This window comes from Pseudoxanthomonas sp. F37 (genome assembly GCF_022965755.1).
Lineage (GTDB): Bacteria > Pseudomonadota > Gammaproteobacteria > Xanthomonadales > Xanthomonadaceae > Pseudoxanthomonas_A.
In genome coordinates this window covers 3,400,771-3,417,250 of sequence record NZ_CP095187.1, presented here as the reverse complement: position 1 = coordinate 3,417,250, position 16,480 = coordinate 3,400,771, and the positions used below count along the sequence as shown (strand labels likewise).

Below are 16,480 nucleotides of genomic sequence, written 5' to 3'. Positions count from 1 at the left end.
GCGGGCGGGTGGTGGACACCGCAAGCCAGCTGCCCGACGTGGCGGCGGCCATCGCGCACTATCGGTGGCCCGAGCCGCACCGCACACCGCTGCCCGGGTTGCGGCACAATGGCCGGGTGACGCGCGCGCTGCCCCTGCTGATCCTGTTGCTGGCCGGCCTGGCTTCCACCGCCGTCCCCGCGCACGCGCAGGGGGCCGACAGCCCCTACACGCCCGCCACCGGCAACGCCGATATCGACCGCCACCTGGCCGACATCAACGAGTATGCGGCGCGCTATCCCGCCGCCTTCGCCGACGAGATGACGCGCTACTACGCCGTGCCGCGCGCCTATGTGGAAGCGATGCAGCAGCAGCCCGACTGGACCGCCGGCGACATCTTCATGGCCTGCGCGCTGGCGCAGATCGTGGGCCAGCCCTGCCGTGCGGTGGTGCGCGAATGGTCGCGCGACCATGAAGGCGGCTGGAAAGCGGTGGCCGGCCGCCTGCAGGCCGCGCCCGGCAGTCCCCAGTACCGCCGCCTGCGCAGTGCGCTGGAAGCCACCTATCGGCGTTGGGACCGGCCGGCGCCTGAGAGCTAGGAGTGAGTGGAGAGGAGTGAGGAGTGAGTGGGAGCCTGCCGTTGCTCACTCCTCACTCCTCTCCCCTCACTCCTGCTTCCTCCCGTACATGATCAGCAGCACCAGATCCTCCTCGCCGTCCTGGCGGATGGCGTGGGTGCTGCCCGGACGGGTCAGCATGGCGTCGCCCGCACCGACCTGCTGGACCTTCCCATCCAGTTCGTAGCGGCCGCGGCCGCTCAGCACGTAGTAGATTTCGTCCTTGTGGTGCTGGTGCAGGCCGATGCCGGCGCCCTTGTGCAGCACGCGCTTGCGGAATTCGAAGCCGAGCGCGGGCGCGTGGCGGAAGAACGGGTAGGCCGTGGTGGTCCCGGCGCCCCCATGCGGGCCGGGCTGCTGCACGGCGATTTCGCGCTCGTGCACGACCAGCGACGGATTCGGCTGCGCCTTGCGGTCGGCCAGCGCGGTGTCGGGGGCACCACAGTCCGTATCGCGGATCACGTGCGCCGTGAGCGCCGGATCGATCTGCTTCCAGCCTCCCACCACCAGGCAGGCCACCATCACCGCGCCGCGCTGCTGGAAGTGGGTGTCGTCCTGCTGGCCCTGTTCCGGCACATGCATGAAGTACGCCTTGCTGGCTTCGTCGCCGGTCGCGCGCAGCCAGTCCATGCTCAGCGTCGTGAGGTCGATCAGGCCGATGCCTTCGCGCTGCGCCAGGTCGCGGACCGCTTGCGCGTACAGACCGTGCGTGTCCAGCAGTTGGCCGTGGTCGAACTTCCGCCGCGCCACCGGCGTCACGAGGATGGGCGTGGCGCCCTTCTCGCGCGCGAGCGCCACGTAGCGCATCAGCCATTCGGGGAACGCGCGTTGCGGCTCGTTGTAGCGGGTAGGGTCCTCGATCTTCTGATCGTTGTGGCCGAACTGGACCAGCAGCACGTCTCCCGCACGCATCGCCTTCGCCATGCCGTCGAACCAGCCTTCGGCGATGAAGCTGCGCGAGCTGCGCCCGCTCTGCGCGTGGTTGCGGACCACGTACGCGTCTTCAGCCAGAAAGCCCTGCAACTGCTGGCCCCAGCCCTCGCGGGGCGCGCGTTCCGCGCCGTAGGCGCTGGCGGTGGAATCGCCGGCGATGAAGACCTGGCGTGGGGGTGCGGCGATGGCCGGCACGCACCAGGCCAAGAGCATCACGATGGAAAGCCGGAGCAGCATCCAGGATCTCCTCAGGCTGTTCCTTGCGGGAGTCGACGTCGGTCGCGATGCCGACGTCACGATGCGTCATCGCGACCGACGTCGCTCCCATCACAGCCTTTGCGAAGGCGCGCGTCAGCGCGCCAGCCAGCCGCCGTCGACGGGGATGACGGCGCCATTGACATAGTCCGACGCGCGCGAGGCCAGGAACACCGCCGTGCCGCCCAGATCGGACGGCTCGCCCCAGCGGCCGGCCGGGATGCGGTCCAGGATGGCCTTGTTGCGCGCCTCATCGGCGCGCAGCTGCGCGGTGTTGTCGGTGGCCATGTAGCCGGGCGCGATGGCGTTGATGTTCACGCCCTTGGCGCCCCATTCGTTGGCCAGCAGGCGGGTGATGCCGGCGATGCCGCTCTTCGAGGCCGTGTACGACGGCACGCGGATGCCGCCCTGGAACGACAGCATGGAGGCGATGTTGATGATCTTGCCGCTGCCCTGCGCGATGAAGTGGCGACCGGCGGCCTGCGACATGAAGAATGCCGACTTGATGTTGACGTTCATCACGTCGTCCCAGTCTTTCTCGCTGAAGTCGACCGCATCGGCACGACGGATCAGACCGGCGTTGTTCACCAGGATATCCAGCCCGCCCAGTCCCTCGACGGTTTCCCTCACCAGGCGTTCGACCGGATCGATGCTGATCAGGTTCGCCTCCAGGTTGAGGAAGCGGCGGCCGAGCGCGCGCACCTTATCGCCGGTTTCCGCCGCTTCGACGATGCCGGCCGCGGCGATGTCGGCGCCGGCTTCGGCCAGCGCCACGGCGATGCCCTGGCCCAGGCCGGTATTGGCGCCGGTGACCAGCGCGATCTTGCCTTCGAGACTGAACGGGTTGCTTGCCATCGTGGATTCCCTCGGTGTGGTGCGCGGCAGGTAGAGCGGAGCCTGCTCCGCTGCGCGGGGTGCATCGGCTTATGATGGTGGTGCGGCCGGGCAAGCCCGGCTGTGCACAACGTCGGTTACTTCAGCTGGCAGATGTCCAGCACGTGCATGTCGGTGTAGTCCAGGTTCTCGCCGCCCATCGCCCAGATGAAGGCGTAGTTGCTGGTGCCCGAGCCCATGTGGATCGACCATGGCGGCGAAACCACGGCTTCGTCGTTCTGCACGACGATGTGGCGCTGCGCGTCCGGTTCGCCCATGAAGTGGTAGACGCGGTCGTTCTCGCCCAGGTCGAAATAGAAATAGACCTCGCTGCGGCGGTCGTGCAGGTGCGGCGGCATGGTGTTCCATACGCTGCCGGTCTTCAGCACGGTCAGGCCGAGCAGCAGCTGCGAGGACTGGCAGGTCGCCGGCACGATGAACTGGTAGATCGTGCGCTCGTTGCTGGTTTCCAGCGCGCCGCGCTCCAGCGCCACGGCATCCTTGATCGAGAGCTGCCTGGTCTCGAAGCGCGCGTGCGCCGGGGTGGAGGTCAGGTAGAACTTGGCGGGGTTCGACGCGTCGTCGGATTCGAACGCCACGTCCGCGCTGCCCATCGCCACGTACAGGCCGTCCTTCGGCCCCAGGGCATACGTCGCCCCGTCCACGGTGACCTTGCCGGCGCCGCCGCCCACGTTGATCACGCCCAGCTCGCGGCGCTCGAGGAAGGGCTTGCCGGCCGCCGAAGCCGGTTCGGTCTGCCGCGGCAGGTCGATCTTTTTCGCCACCGGCGCGGCGCCGCCGATCACGAAGCGCTCGTTGTGCGAATAGTTCAGCTGCACCGTGTCGGCCACGAACAGGTTGCCGATCAGGTAGCGGTCGCGCAGCTGGTCGTTGCTGGCGCCGTCCATCATGTCCGGGTGGGTGGCGTGGTAGGTCTTGCAGAACATGGGCGGGGCTCCGTCGGATACGGACGCCCTGGAGCGGGCGTCGGGGCTGAGTCGTGGGGCGATTCTACGGACTTTGGTAACCGGTGTCATTTTGCGGTGCGGCACCGGCGTGAGCCTTTCGGGCCCGGTTATTCGGGCGGCTGCGAGGAGTCGCGGATGATCAGGTGCGGCCGGATGCTGGCGGCGGCCAGCATCGGCGTGCCCTCGGGCTGGATCAGCATGGCGGCGGCGGTGCGGCCGGTGTCGCGGGTGTTGCGGCGCACCGAGGTCAGCGAGGGCCACAGGCGCGAGGCCAGCGGGCTGTCGTCGAAGCCCACCACCGACAGCTGGCGCGGGATGTTGATGCCCGCACGCATGGCGACCTTGTACACGCCGGCGGCCATTTCGTCGTTGCCGGTGAAGATGGCGGTGGGGCGGTTCTTGCCGGACAGCAGCTTCTCGGCCGCCACCACGCCGGATTCGAAGGTGTAGCCGGCTTCGATGATGCGCGACTTCGGAATCTCCAGTCCCCGCCTGGCGAGCGCCTGGACGAAGCCGTCCGTGCGCTCGATCGAGGAGCGGTAGGCGCTGGGGCCGGTGATCAGCGCGATGTCGGTATGGCCCAGCGACAGCAGGTACTCGGCCGCCTCGGCCGCGCCATCGCGGTCGTGGGTGACGACCATGCGCGAGGGCTCGTCCATCGAGACCGAGGCGATGCGCGTGTAGCGGCAGCCGATTTCGGCCAGCATGTCGGCCAGCGCCTGGTCTTCGGACGCGCGCGGCACCAGCATCACGCCGTGCAGCTTCTGCTGCTGCACGAAGCGGCGCACGCCGTCGATGTAGCCTGGGCTGCGGCTGTCGCAGGGATGCACCACCAGTTCGAAACCGGAATCGCGCAGCGCGTCCAGCGCCCCGTACTGCATGTTCACGATGTACTGCGCGGTGGGGTTGTCGTAGACCATGCCGATCAGGAACGAACGACGGAACGCCAGGCCGCGCGCCATCGGATCGGGCACGTAGCCGACTTCCCGCATCAGCGCCTCGACCTTCTCGCGCGTGTCCTTACGCACCAGCGGCGAATGGTTGATGATCCGCGACACCGTTTTCTTCGAGACGCCGGAGAGCCGTGCGATGTCGTTGATGGTCGCGGCCTTGCCACCGGTGGGCAGGCTGGCAGGGCTTTCGGGCTTCTTGCGCGCGGGCATGGGGCGGTGCGGGTCCGTTCGTCGGTCGGTGGGATTCTAGCGGCTGGGGGTCAGTCCAGCGCGCGGTAGCGGAAATTACGGAAGTGCACCTTGCCCGGACCGGCGGCATACAGGGACGGCTTCAGGGCCAGGAAGCCCCCGGCGACATTGTGGTGATAGCCGGAAACCTCCATCTGGACCGGGTACTTGGTCCAGTGCGTGCCGTCCTTGCTGGTATGGAGCGTGAGGACGTGGCGGTCGTGCTTGACCCGCAGCCACAGCCTGCCGCCGTTCGCGCTGGGGGGCAGTCTGCCCGGACGTTCCAGGCCGTAGCGGTGCATGACGAACTGTTCCCCATTGCTGCCCACGCCCGCATACAGGCGGTCGTTGTAGAACAGCACCGCGCCGCCCTGGGCGCCCGGTTCGATCTCCATCTCGACCTCGAACTGGTAGGCCAGGTCGCCGGCGATGACGCCCAGCGGCGAACTGTCGCGCGGCGAAGTGCCCTTGCCCTGCAGCGTCATCACGCCATCGCCGAAGGTGAGTCGACGCGACTCGTCCGGCGCCGGATCGTAGAAGGCCCATTGCGGCCCCAGCCTGCCGCCGCGGAAGTCGTCCGACAGCGCCATCCCGTGCGGTGTCAGCGCTTGCCCCGCCGGCTTGCGCAGGGGACGGCTCAGGTCACCGCCCTTGGCCACGAACCAACCGTCGTCCGTCCATTCGATGGGGTCGAGCAGGGCCTGCCGGCCCAGCGTCCAGAAATCGTTTTCGTAGCCGTGGTACATCATCCACCACTGGCCGGCGGCGTCCTCCACCAGCGTGGCGTGGCCGCGCGACCACCAGTACTGGTCGCGCGAGGCGGTGCGCACCACCGGATTGTTGGGCGCGTTCTCCCACGGCCCATGGATCGAGCGCGAACGCGCGACGATCACCATGTGCCCGGTAGGGGGGCCCGCCGTGCCGCCGACCGCGGTGACCATGTAGTACCAGCCCTTGCGGAAGGCGATCTTCGGCCCTTCCTGCGCATAGGCTTCCACGTCCCACGATTCGGGATAGCGCCAGCCGTCGTAGACGTGCTTCACCTCGCCCGCGGTGCTCAGGCCGTCGTTGGCCAGCTGCACGTAATCGCCCGCGCTGAGGAACAGGTAGCGCTTGCCGTCTTCACCCACCGCGTGGCCGGGGTCGATATGGCCCGGCAGGCCGATGTCGATGGGCTCGCTCCAGGGGCCACGGATGTCATCGGCCCAGACGACGAAGTTGCTGCGTCGCGGCGATTCGGTGCCGCCCACGCGTGCGGGGAAGTAGATGTAGTAGCGGCCCTGGTGCTTGACCAGGTCGGGCGCCCAGATCGAACCGACGTTCCGGGTGATCGCATGGCCGATGGGCTGCCAGTTGACCAGGTCGCGCGAATGCCACAGCGGCAGCCCCGGATACGCGGTGAACGAGGACAGCGTGAGGTAGTAGTCATCGCCATCCTTCAGCACCGACGGGTCCGGGCGGTCGCCCGCAAGTACGGGATTGAGGAAGCTGCCATCGCCCAGGTCCGCCTGGCGCTGGTGCTCGATGCCGCGCTTCCAGGCCGGTTCGCGCTGGCCCTCACTCGCCAGCAACGTCAGCGGGACGAACACGCATACGGCGGCCAGCAGGGATTTCATTGCCATCGGGGGTCCTCTACTTCGACGACGCGTGGTGCGAGGTCCATTGCGGGTATTCGGTGGACAGCAGCCGCTCCGGCCAGTGGCCGTACCACTCGTAGCCGGTGCGGCGCTCGCGGGGGATGTCCTGGTAGCGTGCGACGCGCTGGCTGTCGCGCGTCGCCAGGACCACGCTGTTGTCGTTCACGTCGTAGAAGCGCGCCCACAGGCCGCTGGCGGACGGGTCGGCGACCAGGCGACGGTCCTGGACGCTGCTGTGGTACTGGAACTGCTCGGCAGGGGCGTCGAACGTTTCGATGCGCCAACCCGTGATCTCCATGCGGCGCAGCCATGCGACCGCGCCGTCGACCGCTTTCACCACCTCGGGCGAAGGATCGGGGATGGACATCAGGTAGCGGACCACTCCGACGGTCTCCTGGCCGGTGATCGAGGGAAGCTCGAACGCGCGTCCCTGCGCGGGGTGCAGGGTCCTGGCGTCGTACTGGCCCGCCCAGCCGGCCAGCGTGTCGCCCTGGCGCACCTGCAGGCGCAGCAGGCAGGCATCGCCGGCATCCACGGCGGCCTTCACCCGTGCGCGCAACGGGGCATCGATGAAAGCGTAGCGACGGCGGTCGGTGAGCACCTTGCGCAACGTGCCCAGGACGCCGGCCGTCACGTCGTCGGCGAGGGTGATGTGCGGATGGTAGGACTGCGTGGCCGGCACCGTATGCGGCCAGCCCCCGCACGAGGGGATCTGCTGCGCCAACGTGAATTGCAGGCCCTTCAGGCTGCCGTCGCGATACCGCACGTCGCCGGTGATCGCATACGCCGTGGCCAGGTAGTCGAGCTGGGTGTAGATGTTGCGGTTGTCGAAGCTGCCGCCGGACTTGCGCGCTTCCGCATCGAAACGCGCTTTCTCGGCATCGTCCAGGATCCGCGCCGGATCCTGGTTTTCGATCCAGCCACCGTCCACGCGCTGGTAGCGCAGGATGTTGTCGGCGATCTTCGCAACGTCTTCCGGCAGGTAGCGCGGGTAGGCATCGCCGTGCACGTTGCGCCAGTGATGGATGGCATCCTCGAAACCGGCGAGCGAGGGTGCCGGTATGGTTTCGGCGCCCGCAACCGGCGCCAACAGGCAGGCCAGGCCGGCCACGAGGAGGCGCGCGTGCATCATCCCTTCAACGCCTTCGGCAGCCACAGCGAGAGCTCGGGGAACAGCGCCACCACCAGCAGCACCGCCAGCCCCGCCAGCCAGAACGGCCAGATCGTGCGCATGCTCTGGGCGATGGTGATCTTGCCGATGGCGGTGCCGATGAACAGCACCGAGCCCACCGGCGGCGTCACCAGGCCGATGCCGCCGGTCAGCACCAGCACCAGCCCGAAGTGGATCGGATCGATGCCGTAGGCCCTCGCCACCGGCAGGAAGATCGGCGTGCAGATCAGGATCATCGGCGCCAGGTCCATGAACGTGCCCAGCACCAGCAGCACCAGCACGATCAGCAGCAGCACGGTGTACTTGCTGTGGGCGATGGACTGCAGCGCCTCCACGGCCGCGGCGGGCACCTGCAGGTAGGCCAGCAGCCAGCCGAACACGGCGGCGGTGGCGATCACGAACAGGATGACGCCGGTGGTGCGCGCGGCATGCGTCACGGTGGCGAAGAATTCCTTCAGCGACAGCTGGCGGTACAGCACGCTGGTGACCAGCAGGGCGTAGACCACGGCGATGGCCGCGCTCTCCACGGCGGTGAAGATGCCGGCACGGATGCCGAAGAAGATCAGGCCCACCAGTCCCAGGCCGGGCAGGGCGGAGACCAGACGCAGCAGCACCGCGCGCATGCCGGGGAAGGGCTCGGTGCCGTAGCCGCGCCTGCGGGCCACGGCCCAACCGGTGAACATCAGCACGACGGTCATCAGCAGGGCGGGCGTGATGCCCGCGGCGAACAGGTCGGCGATGGACAGGCCACCGCCGGCCGCGGCCGAGAACAGGATCAGGTTGTGCGAGGGCGGCACCAGCAGCGCCACCAGTGCGGCGGTGATGCTGACGTTGACAGCGAAATCGCGGTCGTAGCCGCGCTTGACCATCTGCGGGATCATGGTGCCGCCGACGGCCGACACGTCGGCGATGGCCGAGCCGGACACGCCGCCGAAGAACAGCGACGACAGGATGCTGACCTGGCCCAGGCCGCCGCGCAGGCGACCCACGAGCGATGCCGCTAGGGCGATCAGGCGCTCGGAAATGCCACCGCGCAGCATGATCTCGCCGGCGAAGATGAAAAGCGGAATGGCGATCAGCGATGCCGACCCGGTGCCCGAGGAAATCTGCTGCACCAGCACGATGCTGGGCAGGTCCAGGTACAGCAGCGTGGCCAGCGACGCGGCCGCCAATGCGTAGGCGACCGGCACGCCGATCAGCAGCAGGATCGCGAAGAGGGAGAAGAGCAGGGTGATCGCCATGGGTCAGCGGGCCTCGTGGGTCGGCGGCGCGCGCAGCACCAGGAGCAGGCGGTACAGCGCGAACACCACCATCAGCACGCCGCCCAGGGAGAGCGGCAGGTAGCCGATGCTCTGCGGCATCGGCGCACCGGCGATGCGGATGTCCAGTCCGTCGAACAGCAGCACCGCGCCCCAGTACGCCATCACCGCGCCGATGGCAGCGATCACCAGCGGCGACGCGGCATGCAGCAGCTTACTCAAGCGGGGACCCGCCGCATCGGCCAACAGGAAGAAGCCGAAGTGCCGGTTCGTATGCACGCCGGCTGCAGCGCCCAGGCTCATGGCCGTGGTCAGCAGCAGCACGGTCACCGGTTCGGTCCAGCTGGGCGAGTCGTTGATCACGTAGCGGGCGATGACCTGCCAGCCCTGTACCGCCACCAGGCCCAGCAGGGCCGCGGCCGCGACGGCGATGGCGGCGTTGGACAGCACGTCCATGCCGCGCTGCAGCGACGTGGCGGGAGGGAGTGTGGCTTCTTCTGACATCGTCGATCCTCAGGCCAGGTCGCGGATGCGGCGGTACAGCGCGTCGATCGCCGGGTCCTTGCGGTATTCGGACAGCAGCGGCTGCGAGGCGCGCGCGAACGCGGAAAGGTCGGCTTCGTTGTGCTCCACGCCCGCGGCGAAGACCGCTTCCCGCGCCTTCGCTTCGGATGCGTCCCACAGCGCGCGCATCACGCCCACCGACTGGCGGGCCGTCTCGACCAGCCGTTCGCGGTCGCGCGGCTCCAGCGAATCCAGCGTGCGTTGCGACACCAGCAGCACATCGGGTGCGTAGGAATGGTTGGTCTGCGACCAGTAGCGCGCGGCTTCGAAGTGACGGCTGGAATGGAAGCTGCGGATGTTGTTCTCGGCCCCGTCGATCATCCGCGTCTCCAGCCCGGAGAACACTTCGCCCAGCGACAGGGGGTGGGATTGGCGCCGAACAGGCGCAGCATGCGGATGAAGATGTCCGAGACCGGCACGCGGATCTTCAGTCCGTGCAGGTCGGCGGGCGCCCGGATCGCATGCTGGGTGTTGTAGAAGCAGCGGGCGCCGGAATCGTAGATCGCCAGGCCCACCAGTCCGCGCCGGGAAAAGCCTTCCAGCACCGCCTGGCCGACGCCTTCGTCCATCGCGCGGCGCATGTGCGGTACCGAATCGAAGACGTAGGGCAGGCACAGGGCCTGGGTCAGGGGGAAGGCATTGTTCAGTGCGCCCGCGTACACGCGGGTCATGTCGATGGCGCCGAAGCGCGCCATGTCGATGGCCTCGGACTCGCGGCCCAGCTGGCCGGAGTGGTACTGGCGCAGCCTCACCCGGCCGTCCGTCTCGCGCGCCATCGTCTCGCCGATCCAGCACACCGCCTCGACGGTGGGATAGTCCTTCACGTGCACGTCGGTGGCGGTCAGCACGCGGCGTCCATCGTCGGCGAGGGCGCGGCCGCCCGCCAGCGGCAGCGTGGCCGCGGCCCCGACACCGGCGGCCAGGAAGCGACGACGGTTCATCATGCGCGCCAGTCTCCTTCGTCCCTCGGGGCGGCCGCCGCGGCCACCGCCTCGATGCTGCCATGTCCGTCGAACTCGATGCGCGCCCGCTGTCCCGGCAGGATGTCGTGGATGCCGGTGGCGTTGCCGGTGGCGACCAGATCGCCGGCTTTCAGCGGCCGACCGCGGCGCGCCGAGCGCGACAGCGCGAACGCGAACGCCGCGCGCAGGCCGCCGGGCAGCGTGGCGGCCCCGCCCTGGCCGACCTGGCATCCGTCGATCGAGGTGGTGCAGGTCAGCGAAAGGTCGCTGCGGTCGGCCCAGCCGGGGATCTCGTTCCCCATCAGCAGGCCGTTGTTGTTGCCGAAGTCCGAGACGACCACGCGTGGCCCGAGCTGATTGATCGTGGCCAGCGGGCTGCTGGCCACTTCCATGCCGGTGAACAGGGTCGACGGTACGGCGGCGGCTTCGTCCGGCGTCCAGTCGGTCTTGTCGGCAGGCACGTCGGCCTCCAGGCGCAGCACGTATTCGGCTTCCACCGCGCCGAACCCGCCCTCGAACACCTCGAACGTGGGCTGGCCACCGGTGGTCAACTGCAGCTGGCGCGCGAAGATCGGCCCGAGCAGGCGCTCGTCGCCGGACACGTCGCGCCGTTCCGGGGCGATGAAGCCCACCTTCCATCCGACCACGCGGTCGGGCCACTGCGCAATGGCCAGATCCTGCACGCGGTACGCCGTCGCCAGGTCATCGGGGACATCGCCGGGAAACCCGGACAACGCACGGCCCTGGCGGCGCGCGCGGACGAAACCGTCCGCGATTCCAGCCAGTGCGGGCGCCGCGGAACGCGCGTCGGCGAGGGCGTTTGGGTCGTTACTCACGTGGGTTCTCCCCGCTGCGATTTGTTGCACTGCCGAGTGACAGTGCAGATGGATGGCCTGTATATGGTAAACCGGTGTCATTGACAATGTGCACTGCCGCAAAACCCATCCCGATGCCACGATGCGTCGATCCACTCCTGGGAGGGAGCCAATGCTTCATATCCGTTTTCCTTCGCGGACGCGGGCCCGCGGGCTGAGCCGCGGCCTGGCCGCGTTGCTGGCGCTGGCCATCGCGCCCGTGCCGGCCCTGGCCGCCGAAAGTCGCCCGACCGCATTCCCCGGCGCCCAGGGCGCGGCAGCGCACACGCCCGGTGGGCGTGGCGGCAAGATCGTGCGCGTCACCACGCTGGCGGCCGACGGCCCCGGTTCGTTCAAGGAAGCGGTCACGGCCAAGGGGCCTCGCATCGTGGTATTCGAAGTGGGCGGCGTGATCGACCTGGGCATGAAGGAACTGCGCATCGATGAGCCGTTCCTGACCATCGCCGGCCAGACCGCGCCGCATCCCGGGGTGACGATCATCAAGGGCGGCCTGACCGTCGCCACCCACGACGTGGTCATCCGCCACCTGCGCATCCGGCCGGGCGATGGCGGCCTGCCCAAGCGCTCCGGCGACATCGACGCCATCACCACCGTGCGCGGCGCGCACGACGTGATCGTGGATCACTGCTCGCTCACCTGGGCCACCGACGAGAACCTGAGCGCGTCCAGCACGCGCTTCCACGGCGAGGACGAGGCCGAATGGATGGCCAATGCCTCGCGCCGGATCACCTACAGCAACAACATCGTCGCCGAAGGCCTGGCCGATTCGATCCACGCCAAGGGCGAACACTCCAAGGGCTCGCTGATCCACGACCACGTCAACGACGTGCTGATCGTCGGCAACCTGTACGCGCACAACTACGAGCGCAGCCCGCTGTTCAAGGGCGGCGCGCGCGGGCAGGTGATCAACAACCTGATCTACAACCCCGGACAGCGCGCGATCCACTACAACCTGATCGCAGAGGAGTGGCGGGGCCACCCCTATTCGAAAGGCGAGATGGTGGTGCGCGGCAATGTCATGCGCGCCGGCAGGTCGACCGAGCCGCTGGCGTTCCTGATGGTCGGCGGCTCCGGCGACCTCGACCTGTACGCGCAGGACAACCTGGTGGTGGATCGCATCGGCAACCCGAGCATCCAGAAAACCGGCAGCTACACGACCGCGCCGGTGAGGCTCAACCGCGTGAAAGTCGCCCCCGCGCTGCCGTTCGGCGTCACCCTGTTGCCGTCCGCCCAGGTGCAGGACGCCGTGATCGAGAACGTGGGTGCCACGCCCTGGAACCGCGACCTGATCGACCGCCGCATCGTGGCCGATGTCATCGAGGGGCGGGGCGAGATCATCGACAGCCAGGAACAGGTGGGTGGCTACCCGCAGTACCAGGAAGCCCGCAAACCTTTCGTCGAGAGCGAATGGAACCTGGACGTGATGGAGCCGAAGTCGGGCAGCTATCCGCGCGGTGAACCGCTGCGGTGACACCCTGCGGCGTCTGAGGTTCCGGCTTCACCCGGGCACGCCCCCCCCATTGGCCGGGGCGCATCCACTCTGCGTCGCGTCCACGCTCGGCGCCGGTTGTCGCCACCTCGTGGGCAGGTAGCTTCCTGCCCGGCGCGCACCTGTCGAGGCTGGGCAGATGTTCGTGGCCTTCCGCGCGGGTGGCCGAACGTGTCACGTGCTGTCGGCGCGGAGCGGTGGGACGGCGGCGATCCGTCGCGCGTCTGCGCGGAATCCGTGCGCAAACCGCACTGCGATCCGCAGGCTGCGACGGAAGTGGGTCCCGGTACCCAGCTGCTTGCCGCGACAAGACGGTGGCCGATCTGCTGCAATCTTCTCTCGTCAGGTTGCCGAGCGCGGATACCGGCATGGGGCGTCGGCGCGATGCGTGGCTCCGCCATGGCGTCCCGTACGCGCCCCGGCCACGTCCCGGCGACAGGGAATGCGCATGACAGGCGTACGGTCGCACAGACGGACAAGGGCAGGGGGTTCCCGCTCGAGTGCCCGGCATGCATGCGGCGGCGTCGACACCTCGCGCCTGGCGTCCAAGGGACGGCGTAGCCCGGAGGGGCAACCGGCAGCGGCGTACGGCACACGCATCAGGCCCCTCATTCGCATGCCGCGCGCTCCCTCTTGCCCTGGGTCGGCAAGCTTCCCTCGTCTGCATCGATGCTGCAGGGGTGACGGATCGCTTCTCGACTCCTCCCGCCCGCATCTCCACAGCCGCAGCGCGCGTGCAGTTCGGGCGTGACACCACGTTTGGCCACGCCAGCGCTCCACGCCCGAAAAAAATGAAGCCCGGCCGGGAGAGGCGGCCGGGCTTCGGGTGCGCCCCGACAGGGGCGCGGTACATCGTGACCTCAGAACTTGTAGCGCAGGCCCAGCAGGTACTGGCGGCCGGTCTCGCTGTAGTCCAGCGGGAGCTGGCCGTTGGCGTTCTGTACCCACGACTCCTGCGGCTCGTCGGTCAGGTTGATGCCTTCCAGGCTGAGTTCCAGCTTGTCGTTGATCTTGTAACGGACCGACGCATCGACGGTGGTGGTGCCAGTCTGGCCATGCACGTCGAAACCGGACTCCGTGGCAGGCACCTGCAGCAGGAAGTCGTCGCGATTCGTCGCCGAGACGCGGCCCGAGAACCGCTCGCCCTCGTAGTACAGCGTGGCGTTCCACGAATGCTTGGACAGCCCGGTCAGGTCGGTCTTGAACGAGTTGGCACCGGTCGAGGTCAGGTACTGGATCTGCGAATCGACGTAGGTGTAGTTCAGCTGCACGCCCAGATTGGCGAACTTGCCGGGCAGGAAGGTGAAGGGCTGCGTGTAGTTGGCCTCAAAGCCGGTCAGCTCGCCACCCGGGGTGTTGAGCGGCACGCTGAACACGAAGTCGTCGTTCACGCCGGCCCCGGTGCCGTCCAGCAGGCTGGCAGGCAGGCCGCTGGCGGAGTAGGGCTGCACCACGCGGGTGGTCTGGATGAAGCTCTCGATGTCCTTGTAGAACAGGCCCAGGCCCAGCATCGCGCCTTCGTCGAAGTACCACTCGAAGCCCAGGTCCACCGTCTTGGCGCGGATCGGATCCAGATTCGGATTGCCGCCGCTGACCGTGCGCGCGCCGCCACTGACATTGACGGTGACGCCGGGCGTCAGGCTGCCCAGGCCCGGGCGCGTCATCACCTTGGCGGCACCCAGCCGGATCAGGAAGTCCGGCGTGATCTCGGCCACCAGGTTCATCGAGGGCAGCGTGTCGCTGTACTCGCGCGAGACCGTCGTGGCGACCGGCATGCCGCTGGCGGTGGCGATGCCCGTCGACGACTGCTTGGTGCGCACATACCGGACACCGACGTTGCCGGATACCGGAATCGCACCGAGATCGGCCGAGAACTCGCCCATCAGATAGACGCCTCGGTCCTCTTCCTCGACGCTGCGGGTGTTCACCGCACGCTCGCTGAGCGCGAACGGGCCGGTGTTGCTGTAGATGTCGTAGAAGTCGGCGATACCCTGGTAGTCCGGAATCACCCACGTGCCGGGGGAACCGCTCACGCCGCTCAGGCTGGCCTGGTCGGTCAGGTCCGCCGGCACGATGCGGGTGCCGTCGGTGAACATCGGCACGCCGGTCAGACCCTCGGTGGAGCGGCGCAGTTCACGTGTGGAGAAGCTGTAGTCCTTCGCCTGCACGCCACCCTTCAGGCGGAAGCCCGGGCTGATGTTCCAGTTGAAATCCAGCTGGGCGACATCGAAATCGTTCTCGACGTACTGCGGGCGGATGCGGATCTCGGCCAGCGTCCAGCCGTTCGGGTCGGTCGGGTCGATGCCATAGTCGATCACCGGGCTGTACGGGTTGCCGCGGTAGTCGTAGCTGTAGTTGTCGACGTTCAGCTTGTCCATGATGATGGTCGTCTGGATCGGATTCTCATGCTCCGATTTCGACGTACCCAGCTTGCCCGAGATCTTGAAGTTGTCGGTGAACTCGTGCTCGCCTTCCAGGCCCAGCTGGGTGAAGACCGTATTCCACTCGTCGTGACGGCTCTCCGAGCGGATGTCGACGTCGTCGAACAGGCCGTAGACCAGGGCGCCGTTCTCCACTACGCCGTCGCGCACGATGGTCTGCGGCTTGCCGTTCTGGGAGGCGCCGCGGCTGAAGGAGATCGCCTCGATGTACTTCTCGTCGCGCACGGCATCGATCTTGGAGTACAGCGCGTCCAGCGCGAACTGGGTGCGATCGGTCGGGTTGAACTGGAACGACGCCGTCACGCCCGTGCGTTTCTGGTCGTGTTCCATCAGCGTGTAGCGCGGGAAGCGCGGGTGGAAGGTGTCGGCGGACAGGGCCGGCGTGTACGGGGAGGCAGGATTGAAGCCGTTGTTGCTGGTGCCGCGGGCCCAGCGTCCGCTGCCGCTGCCTTCTTCCAGCGCCCGCCGTTCCGAGTAGGCCACCGACAGCAGCGCGCCGAACTTGCCGTCGGCCCACGTATTGGCGATCAGCCCGGCCACGCGCGGATCGGTCGTGTCGCCCATGTCGGCATAGCTGGCCTGGCCGCTGGCCACCAGCGTGAAGCCGTCATAGTCGAACGGACGCGCGGTGCGAAGGTCGACGGTGGCGCCGAGCGAACCCTCTTCGACATCCGCCTGCGCCGTCTTGCGCACGATCAGTTGCGAGAACAGATCCGAGGCGAACACGTTGAAGTCGAAGCCGCGGCCACGGTTGGAGCCGCCGTTCTGGTCGGTCGATCCGACCGTGGTCAGCGCCTCCATGCCGTTGATGCGCACGCGGGTGAAGTCCGGCCCCAGGCCGCGCACCGAGATGTTGCGGCCCTCGCCGGCATCACGGGTGATCACCACGCCCGGAATGCGCTGCAGCGACTCGGCCAGGTTGAGGTCGGGGAACTTGCCGATGTCCTCGGCGACGATGGCATCGACCACGCCGGCCTCGCCGCGCTTGATGTCCAGCGCCCGCTCCACGCTGGCGCGGTAGCCGGTGACGCTGACGGTATCGAGCGTGTCGACGGTGTTTTCCGCCGGCGTGGCCTGACCGGAGTCGGTGGTCTGCGCCGCTTCCTGGGCGTATGCCGCTGCGCTCATCTGCAGCGCCAGACCGATGGAAACGGCAAGCAAGGTAACCGGTGTCTTCCGGTTCTGATGACTGACTGGCATGTTCTCCCCTCCTCAAGGGACCATGGCCGCGTGTTGCGACTGTTTTGTTGGCAAAAACCGCTGTTTCTTCCCTTCC

12 protein-coding genes and 1 pseudogene are annotated in these 16,480 nt (G+C 68.1%); 2 read left to right on the top strand and 11 right to left on the bottom strand.

The window, feature by feature from the left end:
- Positions 1–11: 11 nt before the first annotated feature.
- A complete protein-coding gene (locus MUU77_RS16065; protein ID WP_245088889.1) occupies positions 12–578 on the top strand; it encodes a hypothetical protein in 567 nt (188 codons plus the stop codon).
- Between the two features lie 66 nt (positions 579–644).
- Here the strand turns inward: MUU77_RS16065 and MUU77_RS16060 are convergent, their stop codons facing one another.
- The 10 genes and pseudogenes from MUU77_RS16060 to MUU77_RS16015 form a co-directional block, all read right to left on the bottom strand.
- Positions 645–1,766 (bottom strand): cupin domain-containing protein, encoded by a 1,122-nt coding sequence (locus MUU77_RS16060; protein ID WP_245088886.1) that lies wholly within the window; start codon positions 1,764–1,766, stop codon positions 645–647.
- Between the two features lie 114 nt (positions 1,767–1,880).
- The gene (gene kduD, locus MUU77_RS16055) at positions 1,881–2,639 is read right to left on the bottom strand and encodes a 2-dehydro-3-deoxy-D-gluconate 5-dehydrogenase KduD (RefSeq protein ID WP_245088883.1); all 759 of its coding nucleotides are present in this window, start codon (positions 2,637–2,639) and stop codon (positions 1,881–1,883) included.
- A gap of 116 nt (positions 2,640–2,755) precedes the next feature.
- Positions 2,756–3,604 carry a 5-dehydro-4-deoxy-D-glucuronate isomerase gene (kduI, locus tag MUU77_RS16050; RefSeq protein WP_245088880.1) on the bottom strand — a complete coding sequence of 283 codons (849 nt, stop codon included), beginning with the start codon at positions 3,602–3,604 and terminating at the stop codon, positions 2,756–2,758.
- A 128-nt stretch (positions 3,605–3,732) separates the two neighbouring features.
- Positions 3,733–4,788 carry a LacI family DNA-binding transcriptional regulator gene (locus MUU77_RS16045; protein WP_245088877.1) on the bottom strand — a complete coding sequence of 352 codons (1,056 nt, stop codon included), beginning with the start codon at positions 4,786–4,788 and terminating at the stop codon, positions 3,733–3,735.
- A 50-nt stretch (positions 4,789–4,838) separates the two neighbouring features.
- Positions 4,839–6,428 carry a family 43 glycosylhydrolase gene (locus MUU77_RS16040; protein ID WP_245088874.1) on the bottom strand — a complete coding sequence of 530 codons (1,590 nt, stop codon included), beginning with the start codon at positions 6,426–6,428 and terminating at the stop codon, positions 4,839–4,841.
- 10 nt (positions 6,429–6,438) lie between these two features.
- The gene (pelA, locus tag MUU77_RS16035; RefSeq protein ID WP_245088871.1) at positions 6,439–7,572 is read right to left on the bottom strand and encodes a pectate lyase; all 1,134 of its coding nucleotides are present in this window, start codon (positions 7,570–7,572) and stop codon (positions 6,439–6,441) included.
- A complete protein-coding gene (locus MUU77_RS16030) occupies positions 7,572–8,855 on the bottom strand; it encodes a TRAP transporter large permease (RefSeq protein ID WP_245088869.1) in 1,284 nt (427 codons plus the stop codon). The genes pelA and MUU77_RS16030 overlap by 1 nt, the downstream gene beginning before the upstream one ends.
- A 3-nt stretch (positions 8,856–8,858) precedes the next feature.
- A complete protein-coding gene (locus MUU77_RS16025) occupies positions 8,859–9,377 on the bottom strand; it encodes a TRAP transporter small permease (RefSeq protein ID WP_245088867.1) in 519 nt (172 codons plus the stop codon).
- A gap of 9 nt (positions 9,378–9,386) precedes the next feature.
- A pseudogene (locus tag MUU77_RS16020) lies at positions 9,387–10,381 on the bottom strand (TRAP transporter substrate-binding protein).
- Positions 10,378–11,235, bottom strand: coding sequence for a 2-keto-4-pentenoate hydratase (locus tag MUU77_RS16015; protein WP_245088865.1), 858 nt, complete (start codon positions 11,233–11,235; stop codon positions 10,378–10,380). Before MUU77_RS16015 ends, MUU77_RS16020 begins: the two are co-directional and overlap by 4 nt.
- A gap of 151 nt (positions 11,236–11,386) precedes the next feature.
- Between MUU77_RS16015 and MUU77_RS16010 the strand changes: the two genes are divergently transcribed.
- Positions 11,387–12,745 carry a hypothetical protein gene (locus MUU77_RS16010; RefSeq protein WP_245088863.1) on the top strand — a complete coding sequence of 453 codons (1,359 nt, stop codon included), beginning with the start codon at positions 11,387–11,389 and terminating at the stop codon, positions 12,743–12,745.
- 878 nt (positions 12,746–13,623) lie between these two features.
- On the opposite strand, the gene MUU77_RS16005 is transcribed toward MUU77_RS16010, so the two are convergent.
- A complete protein-coding gene (locus MUU77_RS16005) occupies positions 13,624–16,404 on the bottom strand; it encodes a TonB-dependent receptor (protein WP_245088861.1) in 2,781 nt (926 codons plus the stop codon).
- Positions 16,405–16,480 lie beyond the last annotated feature (76 nt).